This window comes from Roseburia sp. AF12-17LB (assembly GCF_003479605.1).
Lineage (GTDB): Bacteria > Bacillota > Clostridia > Lachnospirales > Lachnospiraceae > Roseburia_C > Roseburia_C amylophila.
Window position 1 is genome coordinate 216105 of the sequence record NZ_QUHR01000001.1, and the last position, 20080, is coordinate 236184.

Sequence of the window (20080 nt, forward strand, 5' to 3'; positions counted from 1 at the left end):
TTTGTGTGCAAAAAACACATTGATTCATATGGAAAAATGTAATATAATACATTAAAAGACGCGATGATATTTTAAAGAAGAGAGAGAGCACACACATGAAGCGTAAAATAACTGCTAAATTATATGAATGGAAAAATATGAAAAAAGGCAGAATGCCGTTACTTATTTATGGTGCAAGACAAGTTGGAAAAACGTTTGAAATGCGTGAATTTGGAGCATTATATTATAAAAATACAGTCTATGTAAATTTTGAAACGGACGAAAGAATTGGGAAGTATTTTGATACAGATATTCATGCAGATTATATCATCGCCATATTAGAAAAATATTATCAGGTAAAGATTGTACCGGAAAATACGCTCATTATTTTTGACGAGATACAGATGTGTGAAAGAGCATTAACTTCTTTAAAATATTTTTCAGAAGAGACACCGGAATACCATGTAATAGCTGCCGGAAGTTTGCTGGGTGTAGCAGTCAACCGTGAAAAATATTCATTTCCGGTAGGAAAAGTTCAGATGGTTACCATGTACCCGATGGATTTGGAAGAGGTATTGTGGGCTAAGGGAAAGCAGATGCTTTCAGATACCATACGGGAACATTATGAAAATAATCAGCCGTTAGATGAGATATTGCACGAGGAAGCTTTGCAGGAATTTTATCATTATTGCGTCGTGGGAGGAATGCCGGCAGCAGTAAAGGTAGACCTTGCAAAAGACAGTCCATTGGAGCAGACGGAAATTCGTCAGATGCTGTTAAATTCTTATATTGCAGACATGACAAAATATGCAAATCAGACGGACACCGTGCGTATTTTTGAAGCGTATGATTCCCTGCCGGCACAGTTGGCAAAAGATGCAAAAAAATTTCAATACAAGCTGATAAAATCAGGAGCACGGGCATCTCAATATGGAGATGCAATTGATTGGCTGATTCGGGCTGGAATTGTGAATAAATGCATGAAGTGCAGTCAGGGATTTTATCCGGTTGCGGCATATCAGGATGTAAGTGCATTCAAATTATATTACAGTGATATGGGTATTATGTCTGCAAGAATAGGAATGACGTTGGAAGCATTACAAAGCATGGAAACAGAGCATTTTCGTGGCATACTGACAGAAAACTATGTTGCAATTGCTTTGAAAACAAATGGTTATGATCTTCATTATTGGGAGTCTGATAATACGGCGGAAGTGGATTTCCTGATACAAAAAGAAAGTCACGTTATTCCGGTAGAGTGTAAGGCTGGTAACCATGTAAAAGCCAAAAGCATGATGGTTTATATGGAAAAATATAATCCTTCGTATGCAATCCGGATTTCAACAAGAAATTTTGGGATGGCAAAAGGAATAAAATCAGTTCCGCTATATAGTGTATTTTGCATCTAAAGTTTTAGTTGCCTTATCGTACAGCAACAGTAAGTTGCTTTTCTGAAACTGAATTTACCGGTATGATATGGATAAAGGAGGTAGCAACGATGGAGACAAAAAATATTATTCTGGAACTTCGTACACAAAGAGGAATGTCCCAGAATGAGCCGACGGAACATATACCTATAACGATATGGATGAATTAATCGACATATGCGTTAAAAACATGGTAAGCGATGATTTTACAGAGGAGCAGGCGCGCGCATATATGAAAGAAATGCTCCCAAAGTTAGATTATTGGAAAAGATATGATGAACTTAGCGACAATGGAGAGTTTGAGGAGTTTAAGAAACAGCTAATATAAGGAAATAAATGAACTTCACATAGACGGGCTTCCTAAGGTTGAAAAATTAAATGCACTGGTAGGAAAATGGCGAAAATCCGGAATTACTTCTTTACAAAAAGAGATGATTGCAGTTTGATTGCAAAAATTAAATAGTGTGAAGTGTTGAAGGAACGTCGGTACAGCCTGTATCGGCGTTTTTGTGTATTTGTAAGAAGCTGCAAGTAGCAGGCTCGGCAGGTGCCATTATTTCGCATTTTATTTTAATTCATTTATGAAAATATTTCTGCAATAACCATAGAAAAAGGCTGCTAAATGCGTTAAACTAAAAAATAGTATAGTATTTGAAAAATAAGGAACGGTACAGGAAATGAGAAAGTCAGGAGAGAACAATAAATTTAGAAAAAAGGAAAATGCAAAAAAGCAGCATGGTTCGAAATCGAAACGTCCGGAAAAACACATCTGCCCACCGGGAGAATGTGATCTTGCAAAAAAATGTGGCGGCTGCCAGTATCAGGGAATGGATTATGAAAAGCAGCTCAACAAGAAACATCGGGAAGTAAAAGAGCTTTTAGGCAGCTTTGGAAAAGTGGAGCCGGTTATCGGAATGCAGGAGCCATTTCATTATCGGAACAAGGTCAATGCTACATTTCAGCGGCTCAAAAACGGAACAGTGATTTCAGGGGCATATCAGCAGGGAACACATTCAGTGGTAAAGATTGATGAATGTCAGATTGAGGATAAGATTGCAGACAGCATCATTTATGATATTCGTGGAATGCTTCGCTCTTTTAAAATAAAAGTATATGACGAGGACAGCGGGTATGGATTACTGCGCCATGTTCTGGTAAGAAGAGGTTTCCGTACTGGCGAAGTTATGGTTGTTCTGGTGCTGGCATCCCCAATTCTGCCGTCAAAAAACAATTTTGTAAAAGCACTTCGTGAAAAGCATCCGGAAGTTACAACGGTGGTGGTAAATGTGAATGACCGGCGCACCAGCGTTGTCTTAGGGGAGCGGAATATTACTATTTATGGAAAAGGATTTATCGAGGACGAGCTGTGCGGACTTCGTTTCCGCATTTCTCCATCCTCATTCTATCAGGTGAATCCGGTACAGACAGAAATCCTTTATGGCAAAGCCATTGAGTTTGCCGGACTGACCGGAAAAGAAAAGGTAATTGATGCGTATTGCGGCATTGGTACCATTGGCATGGCAGCAGCAGGCAAAGCCGGCTCTGTCATTGGCGTGGAAGTGAACCGTGATGCGGTGCGTGATGCCGTGACCAATACGAAGCGCAATAACATGAAAAATATCACATTTTACAATGAGGATGCCGGAGAATTCATGGTCAAGATGGCAGCACAGGGCGAGACTGCCGATGTGGTATTCATGGATCCGCCTCGTGCCGGAAGTGATGAGGCTTTCCTATCTTCACTGCTACAGCTTTCTCCAAAGCGTGTGGTCTATATTTCATGCAATCCAGTCACCCAGGCACGGGATTTGAAGTATCTTACAAGCCATGGCTACCGGGTGGAGCGGTGCCAGCCGGTGGATATGTTCCCGTGGACGTATCATATAGAAAATATTGTATTGCTGACAAGGATAACAACTAAAAAGTAATTAATTAGTTAAAAAAATTCATAAGAAGCTATTGCTAAATAGTAGATGTTAACTTGGAAATCTAATTTATTTTATATAGAAATATAACTACAAAATAGGATTGCTATTATAGATATTCCAAGGGAGTAGATTATGTAATGATTAATGGAGTGTTTATTAGGAGAGGAGCTGACTGATATGGCTAGGGGAAAGAGCTTGAAAATCTTTATGATGGATGGAGATGTTGCAGGAAGATGGATTTGTACTTTGGCAGGTAGAATTACAAAGGCATATCGAATACCAAGAGCCTTATATAAAAAATGCAGTTATATTAATGAATTGAAAAGACCCGCAGTTTACTTGCTGTTTGGGGATGAAGATGATAGTGGAAGGCCGGTGGTATATATTGGAGAAACAGAAGATGCATATACTCGTTTAAAGGATCATGAAGATAAGAAAGATTATTGGAGTGAAGCTATTGTTTTTGTGAGCCAGGATGATCATTTTAATAAGGCACATGTAAAATATCTTGAGGGGCGTTTATATGATATTGCAATTCAGGTGGATAGATATACTGTAATGAATACTCAGAAACCGACATCAGCAGCAATCGCAATTGATGAACAGGCTGAAATGGAAGATTTTATTGATAATATTACAGTGTTGACGTTTGGAATGGGGCACAAGGTTTTTGAACCGTTGATTAAGAAAGACATGGGTTCTGATGATTTGTCAAAGAAACAGGTTTTTTATATTAAAACAAAAAATGGCTCTGTTAATGCTAAAATGATTAGAACAGTAGAAGGATATGTAGTTCTTAAAGGAAGTAAAATAAGAGAAAGTGATACAAAGTCTACTCCATCATGGGCTAAGAAAAAACGAAAACAATTGATTTCTGAGGGGACGATTAAAAATGGTGTATTTCTGAGGAATGAATTATTTTCATCATCTTCAGGAGCATCTGATGTGGTAACAGGAAACAGTACCAGTGGAAAGAAAATGTGGAAAACAGAAACTGGAATTACACTTGGAGAAATAATAGAGCAAGAGGAACAGAATTAATAATGTTTATAAAAATACAGAATTGAGAGGAAAAAGTTATGAGAAAATGGGAAAAGAACTACTGGCTGGTAATTATTTTAATTTCAATAGCAGATATAGCAGGTGGAATTTTTGTTATGAAAAGAGGGCAATATGTACCAGAAAAGATTTGTAAAAGTTTGGCGGTAGTTGTACTGATAACGTTGCTTATCGCTATGCTAATGGTGGTAGTGTATTTTGTTATTGTTTCCTGCATTGGTATAAAACTAGTTTTACACAATATAAATGAGTGTAATGATCCATTATTTAAAACGATTGATAAATATAGGCTGTATTGGAAGGAGGGAAAGGGATATTATAGAAGACAACTTCAAATTATTAATTTATATTATAAAGAAGGAGGGGAAGTTGATAAATTAGTAAAAAAAGAGGAAATAGAAAGATTATATGAGCGTTACGATTTTTTGAAAGAAAAAAGTGCATTTTTTGAATATATAGTAACATGTGCGTCCTCATTGATAATATCTGTGATTGCGTCATTTGTTTATAGTATGATAAGTGAGGAGAAAAACATTTTAGTAATACTGGGCGTAATAATACTGGTAATAATGTTGTTCGGTAGTGTTCTTTTTTTTCGCTATGCTGAAAGAGGTCAAATGGGTTCTTATAAATATATGCTTTATGAATATGAAAGTAAATTGTTGAAACAAAAAATAGAAAAATTGTCAAATAAATTAGTGTTTTCTCCTGAAAATGAAAAAATTATAAAAATGCAAAATATGGTATTAAAAGAACTTATTAAGATTAAAGATGGGGAAAAAGACAGAAAAAAGAAAAAAGTTGTTGAAAAAGATATTGTTGAAATTAGTAAGTTGGATTTAACTAATTATGATAATTACAATTGCTGGGAGCAACAAGTATATATTAATGGGAATAAGGCATATTTAGTATATAATAAAGAAAAAGAACCGAAAGATAATGATAAGGGAGAGGGAGATTTGATAAATAAGGAATATGTAATGCTTGTAAATATTTTAAATAAATATAAATTATTAGCATACCATGTTTAGTTTATAATAGCATTAAGAGTTTGCATTGACAATCACCCCACCCTGCCGTATACTAACCCTAGATTTAATTTTGAAGGGAGAGTGTCCAATGAGAAAATAATTGACTTTTGAGAGCATGAAGATTTTAACTGCGGTAATCGTACCGCTATTTCGTGTTGCCAAAAGTGGATTATGTTCTCATGACCACTCTTTTTTTGTTGCACTTAATTAGCATATTATAAGAAACTGCTGGTGACAGAACGTAACCACTATTTGGTGACAGATAGGAGGCTATATGTCACAGATTAGAGTAAATCATTTAACATTTGCATATGAGGGAAGCTTTGATAATATTTTCGAAAATGTTTCTTTCTCTATTGATACGGACTGGAAACTTGGATTTATCGGAAGAAATGGAAAAGGAAAATCCACGTTTTTAAATTTACTGATGGGAAAATATGAATATACCGGTTCTATTACTTCGAATGCCGTTTTTGATTATTTCCCATATGATATTTCAGAGGAAAAATGGGAATTTCCGGCGGCGGAATTTGTAGAAGAATTCAAGGCAAATCTTGAATTGTGGAGAGTTTATGCGGAGCTTTCGAAGCTGCAGGCAGATGCAGAAATCATGTATCGGCCATGGAAAACACTAAGCTTTGGAGAGCAGACCAAAGTTATGTTGGCAGTCCTGTTTTCGCAAGGAAATGATTTCCTGCTGATAGACGAACCCACCAATCATCTGGATGATGGGAGCCGGGAAATGGTAAAACAGTATCTTGCATCGAAAAAGGGCTTTATCCTTGTTTCCCATGACAGGGATTTACTGGATGCCTGCGTAGACCATGTGCTGGTGCTGAATCGCAGTACCATTGAGGTGCAGGCGGGCAACTTTTCCTCCTGGTGGGAAAATAAAGAGAAGAAAGACAATTTTGCAGTAGCGGAAAATGAAAAGCATAAAAAGGAAATAAGTAAGCTCAACGAAGCAGCAAAGAGAGTGCGCAACTGGTCGGAAAGGAGCGAGAACAGCAAAATCGGTTTTGACCCCATAAAGGAAAATGACCGGAGCATCAGCACCCGGGCATATATCGGTTCGAAAACCAAGAAAATGCAGGCAAGAGTAAAGCAGATGGAGCAGCGGATACAGACTGAGATTGCGGAAAAAGAGGGATTGCTGGTGGATTTAGAACAGCCCATTGATTTGAAACTGAATCCCCTGACACATCATAAAGAAGTACTGGTGTCGGCATATCAGTATGGTTTGCGGTATCAAGATGCCGATAAAATGCTGTTTGAAAACCAGACCTTTGAAATCAGAAACGGAGACCGTTTATTTATCAGTGGAAAAAATGGAAGCGGAAAGACCAGCCTGATAAAAGCAATTTTAGGAGAAAAAGAAAATTTTTTGGAACAGGGAGATTTAAGAATTGCGTCCGGAATAGAGATTTCTTATATCAATCAGGACACTTCGCATCTTAGAGGAACCGTGCACTCTTTTTGCATGGAGCACCAGTTAGAGGAAAGTCTGCTTTGCAGTATTTTGCGGCAGCTTGATATCGGACGGGAACAATTTGTCAAAAAGCTGGAAGAATATTCCGAAGGACAGAAGAAAAAGGTAGTGATTGCAGCCAGCCTTTTGAAACCGGCGCATTTGTATATCTGGGATGAACCGCTGAATTATATTGATGTTTTTTCAAGAATGCAGCTTGAAAATCTGATTCTTAAATATCAGCCAACTATGTTGGTGGTAGACCATGATGTGCGGTTTCGGGAGAAGATTGCAACGAAAACAGTCTGGTTGTAAAATGTAACTATAGTTTAGAAAAGAGGACCCACCATATGACCAAAGAAGAATGGTACCGGCAGCTTTTTGAACATTTATCAGCCTCTAAATTCAGAAGCAGCTTTCATTTAAAACAAAAAGATATTGCATATATAAAGGAAAAAGGACTGGATGTAATCCGGGAGCATGCCAGGGATTTTATTGCCAAAAGGGAGGCACCGGCAGTAATTCCAAACGATGGAAAGCAGACGCCCATGCGGGGACATCCGGTTTTTGTCGCCCAGCATGCAACGGCAACCTGCTGCCGGGAGTGTATTCGGAAGTGGCACAAGATACAGCCGGGGAAAGAACTGAGTCAGGTGCAGCAGGCTTATCTGGTGGATGTGATTATGACCTGGATAGAAAAAGAGTTGTCACATTATGATAGCCAAATGTGAAATTAAATGTTAAAATACCACAATAAGGTTATTACGAAGAGAGAAAGGTATTTTATAATGGTAGTTTCAATTATTGAAAAAGTGTATTCATTTTTATGGGGAGACTGGATTAAAATTCCGCTTCCGGGGGGAGGAAGTCTTGGCATTTCACTGCTGATTATTCTGTTGATTCCGACAGGAATTTATTTTACGATTCGGACAAAGTTTTTACAGATAAGACTGTTCCCGGATATGGTGCGGGCACTGGTAGCAAAGAAGGAGCATAAAGACAGTCTGTCAACTTTTCAGACGCTGATTGTGTCCACGGCAACCCGTGTGGGAATGGGAAATCTGGTAGGTGTAGTTGCAGCAGTGTCGGCAGGTGGAGCCGGAGCGGTATTCTGGATGTGGATTACAGCGCTGATCGGTTCTGCTACAGCGTTTATTGAAGCAACTCTGGCACAGCTGCATAAGGAAAAAGATCCGCTGTATGGCGGTTACCGCGGTGGTCCGGCATATTATATCCATCATTTTTTTGAAGAAAAGCTTGGAAAGAAGAAAAAACATGTGCTGATGGCAGTGTTATTTGCCATATCCGGTCTGATTTGCTGGTGTGGAATCAGCCAGGTAATCAGTAATTCGGTGGTATCTTCTTTTGAAAATGCATTTCATATTCCACCTTTGTATACAACAATTGTACTGGTGGCAGTTGCGGCGGTGATTGTATTGCGGAAAAATGCAACTGTAAAAGTATTGGATATGATAGTACCGATTATGGCAGTGTGCTATTTCTTTATTACATTATTTATTATTATCGTAAATTTCCGCAGTATTCCGGGCGTATTTGGCAGGATTTTTGAAGAGGCATTTGGTATCCGGCAGGTAGTATCCGGTGGATTTGGAGCAGTGCTTATGAATGGAGTTAAGAGAGGACTGTTTTCTAATGAAGCAGGTTCCGGTTCTGCACCTTGTGCAGCGGCAGCAGCGGAATGCGATAATCCGGTACGTGCGGGACTGACACAGGCATTGGGCGTATTTATCGATACGATTATCATTTGCAGTTGTACCGCTATGATTATGCTTATTGCACCGGAAAAGATAATTGCAGGAAAAGCTGGTATGGATTTGCTGCAGTCCACCATGCAGTATCATCTGGGCAGATTCGGAGTTATCTTTATTGCACTGACCTTATTTCTGTTCAGCTTTTCCACATTTCTTGGAATATTGTTTTATGCCAGAAGCAATGTGGCATATTTATTTGGAGATAAATGGATCTGGCAGACCCTTTATAAAGTCGTTGCACTGATTATGCTTTTTATCGGCGGAATTGCAACCTATACCTTCGTATGGGATTTAGGCGATGTGGGAATCGGACTGATGACGATATTTAATATCGGAATGCTGTATCTTATGGGGGGACAGGCATTGAAGGCACTGTCGGAGTATGAGAAAGAGAAAAAGACAGAAAAAGACAGTAATCAAAATCCGGCACCGGGAATTATCTTTTTAGAAAAAGAAAAGTAATAAAAAAGAAGTAGTTATCAAAACCGGTGATTCCATGTTATACTAGGGAGAAAACTACAAAAGGAGAAATTTATAGATATGGGTCGTGAATCATTTAAGTCCCGTCTGGGATTTATACTGGTAAGCGCAGGATGCGCAATCGGAATTGGAAATGTGTGGAGATTTCCGTATGTGGCAGGACAGAATGGCGGAGGAATCTTTGTACTGTTCTATCTTATATTCCTGATTGCCATGGGGCTTCCGGTACTGACAATGGAATTAGCAGTCGGAAGAGCCAGCAGAAAAAGTGCAGTTTTAGGATATAAGGCGTTGGAGAAGCCAAAGAGTAAATGGCATATTCATGGCTGGGTGGCAATTTTCGGCTGTTATATGCTGATGATGTATTATACAACGGTTTCCGGCTGGATGGTAACTTATTTCTATAAGTTTGTAAAAGGTGAATTTACCCCGGGAATGGATGTCGAGCAGACCGGAGCTGTGTTCAGCAATCTTTTGGCAGATCCCAAACAGATGGCATTCTGGATGATACTGACTGTTGTGGTTGGATTCTTTGTATGTAGCCGCGGCTTGCAGAACGGATTGGAAAAAATCAGTAAAGTTATGATGAGTGCATTGCTGATACTGATTATTGTCCTTGCAGTACACAGCCTGACACTTTCCGGAGCCGGCGAGGGATTAAAGTTCTATCTGGTGCCAAATATGGACAGTGTCCGGGAAGTCGGTTTGAAAAATGTAATAACCTCTGCCATGAATCAGGCATTCTTTACTTTGAGCCTTGGCGTGGCAGCAATGGAGATTTTCGGAAGCTATATGGGAAAAGACCATACGCTGGCAGGAGAAGGAGTACGTATCTGTGCACTGGATACCTTTGTGGCGATTATGGCAGGATTGATTATTTTTCCGGCATGCTTCAGCTATGGCGTGGAAGTAGGCGTAGGACCAAGCCTTATCTTTGTGACACTGCCAAATGTCTTTGTAAATATGGGTGGCGGCAGAATCTGGGGCGCACTGTTCTTCCTGTTCATGACATTTGCAAGCTTTTCTACGGTAATTGCCGTATTTGAAAATATCATGTCCTTCTGCATGGATATGTTTGGCTGGAAACGCAACAAAGCGGCACTGGTAAATGGAATCATTATTCTTATTGCCAGTCTGCCATGTGTTTTAGGATACAATGTGTGGAGCAATCTCCATCTGATTGGCGGAAGGGATGTGCTGGACAGCGAGGATTTTATTGTAAGTAACCTGCTGCTGCCAATCGGTTCTCTTGTTTACCTGCTGTTCTGTGTGACGAAGTGGGGCTGGGGATTTGACAACTACTTAGAGGAAGCAAATACCGGAAAAGGCATTAAGATTGCAAGAAGATTAAAGCCATATTTCCAGTTTATCCTTCCGATACTGATTCTGTTTATTTTGATTCAGGGATTGTTATAAAAGAGGAAAAAGATTGTAATTACAGGAAGCATATGCGATTGCATCATTAAAAATAAAGTGTGCACTGCGGCGTATAAGGTAGATGTCGCAAGCGACCGCCGCAGGCGCAAGAAGGTGCCAGGGCACATTCTTTATTCTCAAATTTTATTTTACCAGTGCTTCTGCATAATCCAGTGCATCCACAATATTGTGATGGAAATTTTCTTTTCCAACTAATTCAATAAAACCATCTTTTTCCATCACGCGCATTGGCTGCTCATTGACATGGGAGAATACCAGCGTGATATTTTTGCGTTTTGCACGGTTGGCAAGCTCATGGAGAGAACGCATTGCGCTGGCATCAATGGCAGGAACGCTACGCATACGGATGACAACAACCTTCGTATGATGGTTACTGTTGATATTAAGAATCTGGTCTGCTGCGGCGAAAAACATCGGACCGCAGATTTCAAAAACACTGATGGAATGCGGGATGTCACGCAGTTTTTCCGCTTCACCCGGTGTAATGTCAGGAGAATCTGTGTATTTCCATGCTTTGATATCAGCTGTTTCTGCCATACGTTTCATAAAGAGCAGAGCTGCTAATACAACATCGATTTCGATGGCAACCACAAGGTCGAAAAATACTGTTAAGAAAAAGGTTGCAACCAGAACGATGATGTCACTCTTAGGTGCCATCTTACAAAGGCGGAAGAAAGAGGACCAGTCTGCCATGTTAGCGGCAACTACTAAAAGTACGGCAGCCAGTGTTGTCATAGGAATCAGTGCAGCCAGCGGCATCAACACCAGAAGAATAATGGTTAAAGTGATGCAGTGGGTGATTCCGGCAATCGGAGTACGTCCACCGTTTCGGACATTGGCAGCAGTTCTGGCAATGGCTCCGGTGGCAGGAATTCCGCCGAAGAGACCGGAGAAAATATTTCCAAGCCCCTGTCCCACTAACTCAGCATTGGATTTATGGGTATCGCCAATCATACCATCGGAAACAACAGCAGACAGTAAGGACTCAATTCCAGCTAAGATTGCAATGGTAAATGCCGGGGACAACATTTCCTGTACCAGCTTCATGGAAAGGGATGGAACATGAAAACCTGGAAATGCAGAATTTAATTCCCCGTAAACACTTCCGATGGTATTGACCGGAAGCTTGGCAAAATAAACCACTGCTGTTGTTACGATAATCGCAATCAGAGACCCCGGAATCTTATCGGTAACCTTCGGCCAGAGCAGCATAATTGCAACAGCCGCAATGCCAATCAGGGTTGCAGTCAGGTTGATGGAGCGGATATTTTTTGCATATACAATTACTTTATCTAAGAATTCAGAAGGAACAGAGGCAATATCCATACCGAAGAAATCCTTTAACTGTCCTACAAATAAAGTAACTGCGATTCCACAGGTAAATCCGGTGGTAATGGTATAGGGAATGTATTTAATCAGGGAGCCAAAACGGCAGATTCCCATAATTACTAAGATAATACCGGCAAGAATGGTAGCAACAATCAGACCGTCGGTTCCATACTCTGCAACGATGCCATAGATGATAACAACGAAAGCGGCAGTCGGACCGCCAATCTGTACACGGCTTCCGCCAAAGAATGAAATAAAAAATCCTGCGATAATTGCAGTATAAAGCCCCTGTTCCGGACCAACACCGGATGCAATCGCAAGGGCAATCGATAGTGGCAGAGCGATGATGGCAACAATGATACCGGAAATGATATCCTTCATCAGCTGCTCCTTCGTGTAGCCCTTCATCACATCAAAGAGCTTTGGTCGTAGTTCGTTCATAATAAAATCTCCTCATTTGTTCCTTTGTTTATAGTGGAAGATGAAATTTCTGTTTTGTCAGGATATCTGCACAGATATTCCAGAATACAGCGAAAACTTCACTTTCCCCCACTAAACACGCAATTCAAAAGTTTAGCACTCTTATAGTCTTATTTCAATGACAAAATCCAAGTTTCAGCCATTTGGTCAACAAATTTGAAAAAATAAAATTTTTTTGGAAATTTTAAAACCTCATCCATTTTTCATCCGTCTAGCAAGTGAAAGGAGGAAGAGCAATGCATGAGAGGGAAACTTTTATAACGATGGCAAAAGAGGATATCAAAAATCAGAAGTTTACATAATGGAGTAGACTATAGTATGGTTTTTGATTATAATTATTATATTAGTAACAATGGTGATATAAAGGCAGCCTTTGGAAATGATTTGAAGAGTTACTATATGCATTATATGTCCAATGGAAAAGCAGAAGGAAGAACTGCTAAATAGTGTGCCAGGAACAAAGGAGAATGAAGATGTGGAAAGAGTTTAAGAAGTTTGCAGTAAGAGGAAATATGTTAGACCTTGCAGTCGGTGAGATTATCGGTGGTGCTTTTAATTAACTGGTAAGCTCGCTGGTAGACAATGTAATTATGCCGATTCTTAGTCTTGTAGTTGGAAGACTGGATTTCAGTAACTGGTTTATTCCACTGGAAGCAACACGCTGTCCACATTGTACAAGCATGCTTGAAATCGAAGGGTAAGATAAAAAGCAGAATTTGAAAACAGAATTGAAAAATGAAATAAAAAACAGGATGTACCAATGAAACTATATTTAGCTCCCTTAGAGGGAATTACAGGATATGTATACCGGCAGGCTTACCATGCATGCTATGAAGATGCCGACAAATATTTTACACCATTTTTAGCTCCACATACGAAGCGAAGCTTCAATGCCAGAGAAAGAAATGATTTAATCCCAGAGCATAATGCTGGCATGTATACCGTGCCACAGGTGCTGTCAAAGAGCGGAGAAGATGTGGCAGCAATTGCAGAAGAGCTGAAAGCATTTGGCTATCAGGAAATTAATATCAACGCCGGATGCCCTTCCGGAACGGTAGTATCGAAGGGAAGAGGTGCCGGACTTTTAGATGATGAAAGAGCCTTGCTTCATTTCCTGGATGAAATGTTTGAAAAGACGGATGCAGAGATTTCCATTAAGACAAGACTTGGCATGGAATATCCGGATGAATTTGAAGGCATTTTAAAAATATACAATCGTTTCCCGATAAAGGAGCTGATTTTACATCCCCGTGTCAGAGAAGATTATTATAAAAATAAGCCGGATTGGACGATGGTAGAGTATGCACTGGAGTACAGCAGGAATCCGCTGGTTTACAATGGAGATATTTTTACAGTGGAAGATTATGAGCGGTTTACAGAACGTTTTCCAACGATAGATGCCATTATGTTAGGGCGTGGTGTTATAAGAGACCCGGCACTCATAGAGAAAATCCGCTCCGGTAGCACAATAGACAGGGCTGCTGAATTAAAGCGGCTTTATACATTTCACAATAAGCTGGTTGCCGGCTATCAGGAAGAAATGTCCGGGGAGAAAAATGTCCTCTTTAAAATGAAAGAATTGTGGTTTTATCTTGGCACACAGTTTACCGGAATTGAAAAACCGTTGAAGAAGATAAAGAAAGCAAACAGCCTGATAGAATACCAGGCTGCTGTTTCAGAGATATTTTCAACTGGTGCTGGAAAATAACCGAAAGAGTCAAATGACATAGAATCATGATGTAATATCAATTGATATGCAATAAAAATTATCACACGATATAAATTGCTATTCGGTATAAATGGGTGAAATAGAAACATCGTCCCCATCCAAAGTCAGAATAGCGATAGTACAGGAGGAACCACTGCGGCTTCGACCGGCACTGCCCGGATTGATGAAAGTAGTGGTTCCCCTTTTGCTTACTTCATAATGGTGGGTATGCCCGGTAATAATAAAATCTGCTTCCGGTTGTGGATAAGGCAAATCGCTTTTCTTATGGATGAGATAGAAAATCTTCCCACCAATGGGAGCCGCCAGAGTCTCCGGCAGATATTTCGTCCATTCGCCTTTGTCGCAGTTCCCCTTGATAATATAAAGCGGAACATGCAGTTCTTTTAAAGTTTCATAACATTTGAGACTTCCAATATCTCCTGCGTGCAGAAGATAATCACAGCTTTGCAGCTCGTCTAAAAATGTATCCTTTAATACACCATGTGTATCTGATAAAATTCCAATTTTCATAAAATGTACCTTTTTGTATGTGTCCTATTAAATTGCGAGGGCGGGATTGCTGGTTTGGGGTTACTTTTTCATTTTATAACGGTTATAATGAAATAACAAGTGTCCGGTGATTGGGAGAGGGGAAAAGACATATCATTGTTTTGAGGAAGTACTGCACTGTCCGTCGGAGACGGATACCACTTGATGCTTGAAAGGGGCACTAAGAATTTCGAAGTAGATATCCTTTTATCTGGCAACTGGCGCAAATTCGCATCCTTGCTCAATTGCGCCTTGCCGGCACGTCCCTGTGCCGGCATTGCCTGTTGCAGGACGAAATTCTAAGAGCCCCTAACAATCCTCATAAGGCATCCGCATTCCGACGAACTGTTCAGCCCTTTCGTCAAAGCAACGGAAAATAGTTTTCCCATTTCCCAATCACCGAACCACGAGATAATTAGAATTTTTAGAGTCATTATAATTTTTGGAACCCATGCCAGCCGGTCTGGTAAAGGAAGATGCATAACAAAAGTCTGTTAGAGGCACTTGGAATTTTGGAGAAAATCTTGCAACGCTGGTACAGGGATGTACCAGCGAGGTGCATCTGACTTCAATGGACGGACTGACACGGATGAAAAAGATAGAATAGTTATTATGACGTAACATTAAGTGAACGTAGGAAAAGGAAAAAGGAGAAAAATATGTTTCGAATCGGTTGCCATTTATCATCATCAAAAGGCTTCCTCGCTATGGCAAAGCAGGCAGAGGAAATCGGAGCCAATACATTTCAGTTTTTTACCAGAAATCCAAGAGGCGGTAAAGCAAAGGATTTAGATGTGAAAGATATAGCGGCATATCAGCAGTATGCTGCGGAGCATGGCATCGGGCAGATTCTTGCCCATGCACCCTATACAATAAATGCCTGCGGCAAAGATGAGAGGGTACAGGAATTTGCCAGAGAGACCATGGCGGATGATTTGCGGCGTTTAGAGGAGATACCGGACTGCAAATATAATTTTCATCCTGGCAGTCATGTGCAGCAGGGAGCGGAAGTCGGAATTGAAAAGATTGCAGGAGTCTTAAATGAAATCATGTGGCAGGAGCAGAAAACAACAGTGCTGCTTGAGACCATGGCTGGAAAAGGAACAGAAGTAGGAAGAAACTTTGAAGAACTGCAGGAGATTTTAAGCCGGGTAAAATATCCTGAGAAAATGGGAGTCTGTCTGGATACCTGCCATGTTTTTGATGGTGGCTATGATATCAGCGGACATTTAGAGGAAGTATTAGAAGAATTTGACCGCATTATCGGACTGGATAAGCTGTGTGCCATTCATTTGAATGATTCGAAAAATGTACTGGGCAGCCATAAAGACCGTCATGAATGTCTGGGTGCAGGCAATCTGACCATGGATGCCATTGTGCGGATAATCAACCATCCGGCATTGAAAAAACTGCCGTTTTACCTTGAAACACCGAATGATTTAGAAGGCTATGCCAGAGAGATTTCCATGTTAAAAGCGGCAAGAAAGGATTAGCTTAAAGGTTAAGTTTTTCGGAAAAAAGAACGATATATCAGGTATAAGACGGCATGGAGGCAATTTTGTCTTAAAATTAGGAGGAGAAACATGATTCGTGTAACAGGAAATAACAGCCTTTTGATGAGTTCGCTGAATACGGACACAGACAATGATACAAAAGTGGTGGACTTGTTAAAAAAGAGCAGTGAGACAGAGAAGAGCAGCAAAACAACCGGGAAAAAGAGTGAAGAATATGACAGTGTCAAGAAGTCTGCATCCTCACTCAAAGCAAGTGCAGCAGTATTAAGTGAAACAGGAGAGGATTCCATTTTTGCCAAGGCAGAAGAAAGCGGAGATTATTCCGGTTTGATTTCACTGATAGAGCGTTTTACCGGAGATTATAACAGTCTTTTAGAAAGCCTGTCAGACCTTGATACAGACAAATCTGCAAATTACAGCAAGGAATTAAAAAGCATTGTTTCCGGTCAGAGTGAAGCGTTACAGAAGGTCGGCATTACCGTAGACAGTAATGGAAAACTTGTAATAGATGAGGAAACTCTGAAAAATGCAGATAAGAAGGAATTAAAAGACCTGTTCCAGGGAGAAAATTCCGTTGCAGGAAAAGTTGCTGATAAAAGCATTTACATCGGAGCAAATGCTGCGGCTGACCAGTATGTGGACAGTTGTGCCAACTATACAGCAGGTGGTACATCCGCAGAATATGTCCAGATGGCAAATCTGATAGGCAGTTACTTAGACTCTCTTTCTTGAGATTAAAGTGTCACTAAGTCAGAAAGAAGCGGTTCAAAAATAACACCCTGCAAAGTATCATCCGAAAGCGACTGCGAATAGGAAATACAGGAAGCAATAAAATGAGCTGCCTGTGTGGTACATTCTTGTAAGGAGAAGCCCCGTAAGGTAAGTGCAGATACAATACTGACGAAGATGTCGCCGGTTCCGGGATACCCCGGACCGGCTTTTTTCGTGGAAACAGTATCCACATTTCCGCTGCTATCGGAAATATAGTTAAGGAAAGTGTCGCCTTTTGGACAGCCGGTAATAATACATTTTTTCGCACCCAGTGCATGAAGCTTTTTGGAAATGGCAGAAAGCTCCGAATCGGTGCAGTCATGCTCCGGATAAGGCGTATCTGTTAAAAGGCAGGCTTCCGTCAGATTTGGTGTGATAATATCACCCCGGGATACAAAGTCTTTCATGTGATTGCAGAATTCCGGCGTAATATGCTGATAGGCTCTGCCGTGGTCACCCATTACCGGGTCTATAATAAAAAGAGGTTTTTCGGTGAGAGAATCATAGTAATCGGAAATGGCATGAAGCTGTTCTTTTGCACCAAGGTAGCCGCAGTAGATGCCGTCCCAGTTCATGGAAAGAATATTCAGTGCAGCAAAATAATCCTTAAGCTGTCCGGTTAAATCAATTTTCAAGTGGGTAGGGAAACCGGTATGATTGCTGAAAACAGAAGTAGGCACAGGGATTCCCTGTACCTTACATGCACTTACCACCGGGAGGGACACGCTCATGGAGCAGCGTCCCACACCGGATATATCATTGATGATCAGAAGCTTTGGTGGTAAAGTATTTAATTTCATGCACATGCGTTTTCCTTTCCAAGACGTGGCAGCATATTAGATTTTGCCAGTACCGGACGCAGTGCCATGTATACAGCAGTCGCTACGATAACGGATAATACTGCATTGATGCTGGTTGCTGCAATGTTAATAGAAAGTGTAACTTCTGCTGCAGGTTTTCCTAAGATAACCAGTTTGTAGAAGTAGCCGAACAGTGGGTCAAATACAACGTTGAATAACAGTCCGCAGATACTTGCGATGACAACCCATTTGAAAATGTGCCTGCTATCTTTGGAAGTGGAAATTTTACCAATTTTGTGAGCAACCAGACCGGTAATCAGGCCGATGCAGAATTTTAAGATAAAAGTCTTTGGTGCGTATACAATGTAAATCGGGTCTAAAAGGTCGCCGATTGTCATACCGATGGCACCGCCGATTCCGCCATAAACACCGCCTAACAGTAATGCACCTAATACACATACCGCGTTTCCGAGGTGGATAGATGTGGCATCTCCGCCAGGAAGTGCGATTTTAATCTGTAAGAATGTGAATACCACATAGGAAAGTGCTGCCATAAGAGCAGTCAGTACAAGTTTGTAGATTCTTTCGTTTTTCATCATAAAGTCCTCTTTTCTTTCTCTTTGTTGCGGTTTATCATAAAACAGAAATGGCATTATAAAAACATCCAATTTTGATAAAAATGACCATGCCAGTTTAAAGATGAAGAGCAAGTTTTTTATGAACGTAATAATAAAAGAGTCCAACGGAAAGGCATATGGTAAGGCGTATAAATAAAAGTCTTTTCAATTTATGTAGAGAAAGGTATAATAAAATTGCTGGTAAAGTTCAAAAATTACAGTTTATATATGTTATATATGGGAGGATGAAAGAATTGACAGAACAAGGAAGAGTAAATAAGACTGCAATGACAGGGCATACAATTATGGGAATCTTATTGGCACTGGTTAATTTTTTGGAAATTTTCAGAACTTCCAAGAATGTAGTTTATGTGGCGGCGCTTATTGTGCTGGCACTTGGACCGGTGGTGGCAGAATGGATTTGCTATAGGAAAAACCAGGAGACAAAAGCAATCAAGCATCTTTTGGGGATTGGATTTGCAGTATATTATACAGTAGCACTGATAGGTGCCGGCAATCAGTTGGTTTTTGTATATGTAATACCGATGTTTATTTTGATTTCTGTATTTTCAGATTCGAAATATGCATTGGAGCTTGGAATTGGAGCAACTATCGTAAATCTTATTTCTATTGCAGTACATACCATGAAAGGCCAGGGTGAGGGACCTACTTTCTATGGAACAGAGATTATTATACTGATTTTGACAACGGCATTTTCTTATTGCAGTTCTGCTGTTTTGCAGAAATCGTTTTTATCACGGCTGGGTGAAATGAATCAGGCAAAGGGACAGTCTGATACCATGCTTCAGAAAATTTTAGAAGTATCTGATGCCATGACAAAGAAAATTAATGGAATGTCGGATGAAGTAGAGTTACTTGGCAGTGGTGTCAGCGATACCAGAAATGCAATGGAAGAGTTGACCGGTGGAACAACAGATACAGCGGAGGCGGTGCAGAATCAGTTAAGCCAGACAGAAGCAATCCAGGAAAAAGTAATGCAGGTAACCCAGGCTTCTGACAGCATTGCTGAGAGCATGACAGTTACAGCAGAAGCATTGAACGCGGGTAAGAAAAATATTGAACAGCTGGTATCGCAGGTGAGTGTGACTGAGCAGACGAACAGTCAGGTGGCAGCAGAACTTACTTCTTTAAAAGAGTATATGGATAAAATGTATTCCATCATTGAGATTATCAATAATATTACTTCAGAAACCAGCCTGCTTTCATTAAATGCGTCAATTGAAGCAGCCCGTGCAGGTGAAGCAGGAAGAGGTTTTGCTGTAGTAGCATCTGAGATTTCCGGTCTGGCAACCCAGACACAGGAAGCAACGGTCAGTATTGAAGAACTGATAAGAAATGTATCGGAAGAACTGGAAAAAGTAGTGACCATCATCGAAAGCATGATTTCACAGGTTGAACATCAGAATGTAACAGTCAATGAAACTGCCGGCAGCTTCCGTACAATAGAGGATAATTCGGACCGTGTACAGAGCCAGTCGGATGCATTGTCCGGTATTGTGAAAGAATTAGAAAGTGCCAATGCAGGTATCATGGATAGTATCCAGACAATTTCCGCTATTTCAGAAGAAGTAGCAGCTCATACAAATAGTACACTGACAACCTGCGAGAAGAACCAGAAGAGCGTAGAACATCTGATGGCAGAGACTGAAAATTTAATTGAACTGACGCATCAGCTTCAGCAGTAAAGATATTTATTATATGAGCAGGGAG

At 40.4% G+C, this 20080-nt stretch carries 19 protein-coding genes; 15 read left to right on the forward strand and 4 right to left on the reverse strand.

From position 1 onward, the window contains the following. Positions 1-95 precede the first annotated feature (95 nt). From DWV68_RS01015 to DWV68_RS01055, 9 genes are all read left to right on the forward strand, one after another. A complete protein-coding gene (locus DWV68_RS01015) occupies positions 96-1388 on the forward strand; it encodes an ATP-binding protein (protein WP_118664795.1) in 1293 nt (430 codons plus the stop codon). Between the two features lie 208 nt (positions 1389-1596). Further along, on the forward strand, positions 1597-1734 hold the full coding sequence (locus DWV68_RS14850; RefSeq protein WP_279222408.1) for a hypothetical protein: 138 nt from the start codon (positions 1597-1599) through the stop codon (positions 1732-1734). Positions 1735-2083: 349 nt separating this feature from the next. Next, entirely contained in the window at positions 2084-3334 is a 1251-nt protein-coding gene (gene rlmD / locus DWV68_RS01025; RefSeq protein ID WP_118664797.1) for a 23S rRNA (uracil(1939)-C(5))-methyltransferase RlmD, read from the forward strand. Between the two features lie 195 nt (positions 3335-3529). After that, positions 3530-4375, forward strand: a complete 846-nt coding sequence (locus tag DWV68_RS01030) for a GIY-YIG nuclease family protein (RefSeq protein ID WP_242988679.1) — start codon at positions 3530-3532, stop codon at positions 4373-4375. Positions 4376-4413: 38 nt separating this feature from the next. Then, the gene (locus tag DWV68_RS01035) at positions 4414-5424 is read left to right on the forward strand and encodes a hypothetical protein (protein WP_118664799.1); all 1011 of its coding nucleotides are present in this window, start codon (positions 4414-4416) and stop codon (positions 5422-5424) included. Positions 5425-5698: 274 nt separating this feature from the next. Next, on the forward strand, positions 5699-7207 hold the full coding sequence (gene abc-f / locus DWV68_RS01040; protein ID WP_117841348.1) for a ribosomal protection-like ABC-F family protein: 1509 nt from the start codon (positions 5699-5701) through the stop codon (positions 7205-7207). A gap of 35 nt (positions 7208-7242) precedes the next feature. Continuing rightward, a complete protein-coding gene (locus DWV68_RS01045) occupies positions 7243-7623 on the forward strand; it encodes a DUF4186 domain-containing protein (protein ID WP_118056592.1) in 381 nt (126 codons plus the stop codon). A gap of 57 nt (positions 7624-7680) precedes the next feature. Then, positions 7681-9126, forward strand: coding sequence for an alanine/glycine:cation symporter family protein (locus tag DWV68_RS01050; RefSeq protein WP_118056591.1), 1446 nt, complete (start codon positions 7681-7683; stop codon positions 9124-9126). Between the two features lie 78 nt (positions 9127-9204). After that, a complete protein-coding gene (locus DWV68_RS01055; protein WP_118056590.1) occupies positions 9205-10560 on the forward strand; it encodes a sodium-dependent transporter in 1356 nt (451 codons plus the stop codon). Between the two features lie 144 nt (positions 10561-10704). Here the strand turns inward: DWV68_RS01055 and DWV68_RS01060 are convergent, their stop codons facing one another. Beyond that, complete coding sequence (locus DWV68_RS01060) at positions 10705-12351, reverse strand: SulP family inorganic anion transporter (protein ID WP_118056589.1); 1647 nt, start codon at positions 12349-12351, stop codon at positions 10705-10707. A gap of 357 nt (positions 12352-12708) precedes the next feature. Between DWV68_RS01060 and DWV68_RS14855 the strand changes: the two genes are divergently transcribed. The 3 genes from DWV68_RS14855 to DWV68_RS01070 all read left to right on the forward strand — a co-directional run bounded on the left by DWV68_RS14855 (position 12709) and on the right by DWV68_RS01070 (position 14098). Continuing rightward, the gene (locus DWV68_RS14855; RefSeq protein WP_256385586.1) at positions 12709-12837 is read left to right on the forward strand and encodes a hypothetical protein; all 129 of its coding nucleotides are present in this window, start codon (positions 12709-12711) and stop codon (positions 12835-12837) included. Positions 12838-12857: 20 nt separating this feature from the next. Next, positions 12858-12950 (forward strand): MscL family protein, encoded by a 93-nt coding sequence (locus tag DWV68_RS14935; protein WP_330408422.1) that lies wholly within the window; start codon positions 12858-12860, stop codon positions 12948-12950. Positions 12951-13150: 200 nt separating this feature from the next. Then, complete coding sequence (locus DWV68_RS01070; RefSeq protein WP_118056588.1) at positions 13151-14098, forward strand: tRNA dihydrouridine synthase; 948 nt, start codon at positions 13151-13153, stop codon at positions 14096-14098. 78 nt (positions 14099-14176) lie between these two features. Here the strand turns inward: DWV68_RS01070 and DWV68_RS01075 are convergent, their stop codons facing one another. Next, positions 14177-14629, reverse strand: a complete 453-nt coding sequence (locus DWV68_RS01075; protein WP_117699060.1) for a metallophosphoesterase family protein — start codon at positions 14627-14629, stop codon at positions 14177-14179. Positions 14630-15306: 677 nt separating this feature from the next. Between DWV68_RS01075 and DWV68_RS01080 the strand changes: the two genes are divergently transcribed. Both DWV68_RS01080 and DWV68_RS01085 read left to right on the forward strand, forming a co-directional pair. Beyond that, positions 15307-16140 carry a deoxyribonuclease IV gene (locus DWV68_RS01080; protein WP_118664801.1) on the forward strand — a complete coding sequence of 278 codons (834 nt, stop codon included), beginning with the start codon at positions 15307-15309 and terminating at the stop codon, positions 16138-16140. A 90-nt stretch (positions 16141-16230) separates the two neighbouring features. Then, positions 16231-16893 carry a flagellar filament capping protein FliD gene (locus DWV68_RS01085; RefSeq protein ID WP_118639027.1) on the forward strand — a complete coding sequence of 221 codons (663 nt, stop codon included), beginning with the start codon at positions 16231-16233 and terminating at the stop codon, positions 16891-16893. Positions 16894-16895: 2 nt separating this feature from the next. On the opposite strand, the gene DWV68_RS01090 is transcribed toward DWV68_RS01085, so the two are convergent. After that, a complete protein-coding gene (locus DWV68_RS01090; RefSeq protein ID WP_158561561.1) occupies positions 16896-17732 on the reverse strand; it encodes a pyridoxamine kinase in 837 nt (278 codons plus the stop codon). Beyond that, complete coding sequence (locus DWV68_RS01095) at positions 17729-18328, reverse strand: ECF transporter S component (protein WP_117699055.1); 600 nt, start codon at positions 18326-18328, stop codon at positions 17729-17731. The genes DWV68_RS01090 and DWV68_RS01095 overlap by 4 nt, the downstream gene beginning before the upstream one ends. 275 nt (positions 18329-18603) lie before the next feature. Here DWV68_RS01095 and DWV68_RS01100 point away from each other — a divergent pair, with 275 nt between their 5' ends. Continuing rightward, positions 18604-20055 (forward strand): methyl-accepting chemotaxis protein, encoded by a 1452-nt coding sequence (locus DWV68_RS01100; RefSeq protein ID WP_158552116.1) that lies wholly within the window; start codon positions 18604-18606, stop codon positions 20053-20055. The last annotated feature ends 25 nt before the right edge of the window (positions 20056-20080 follow it).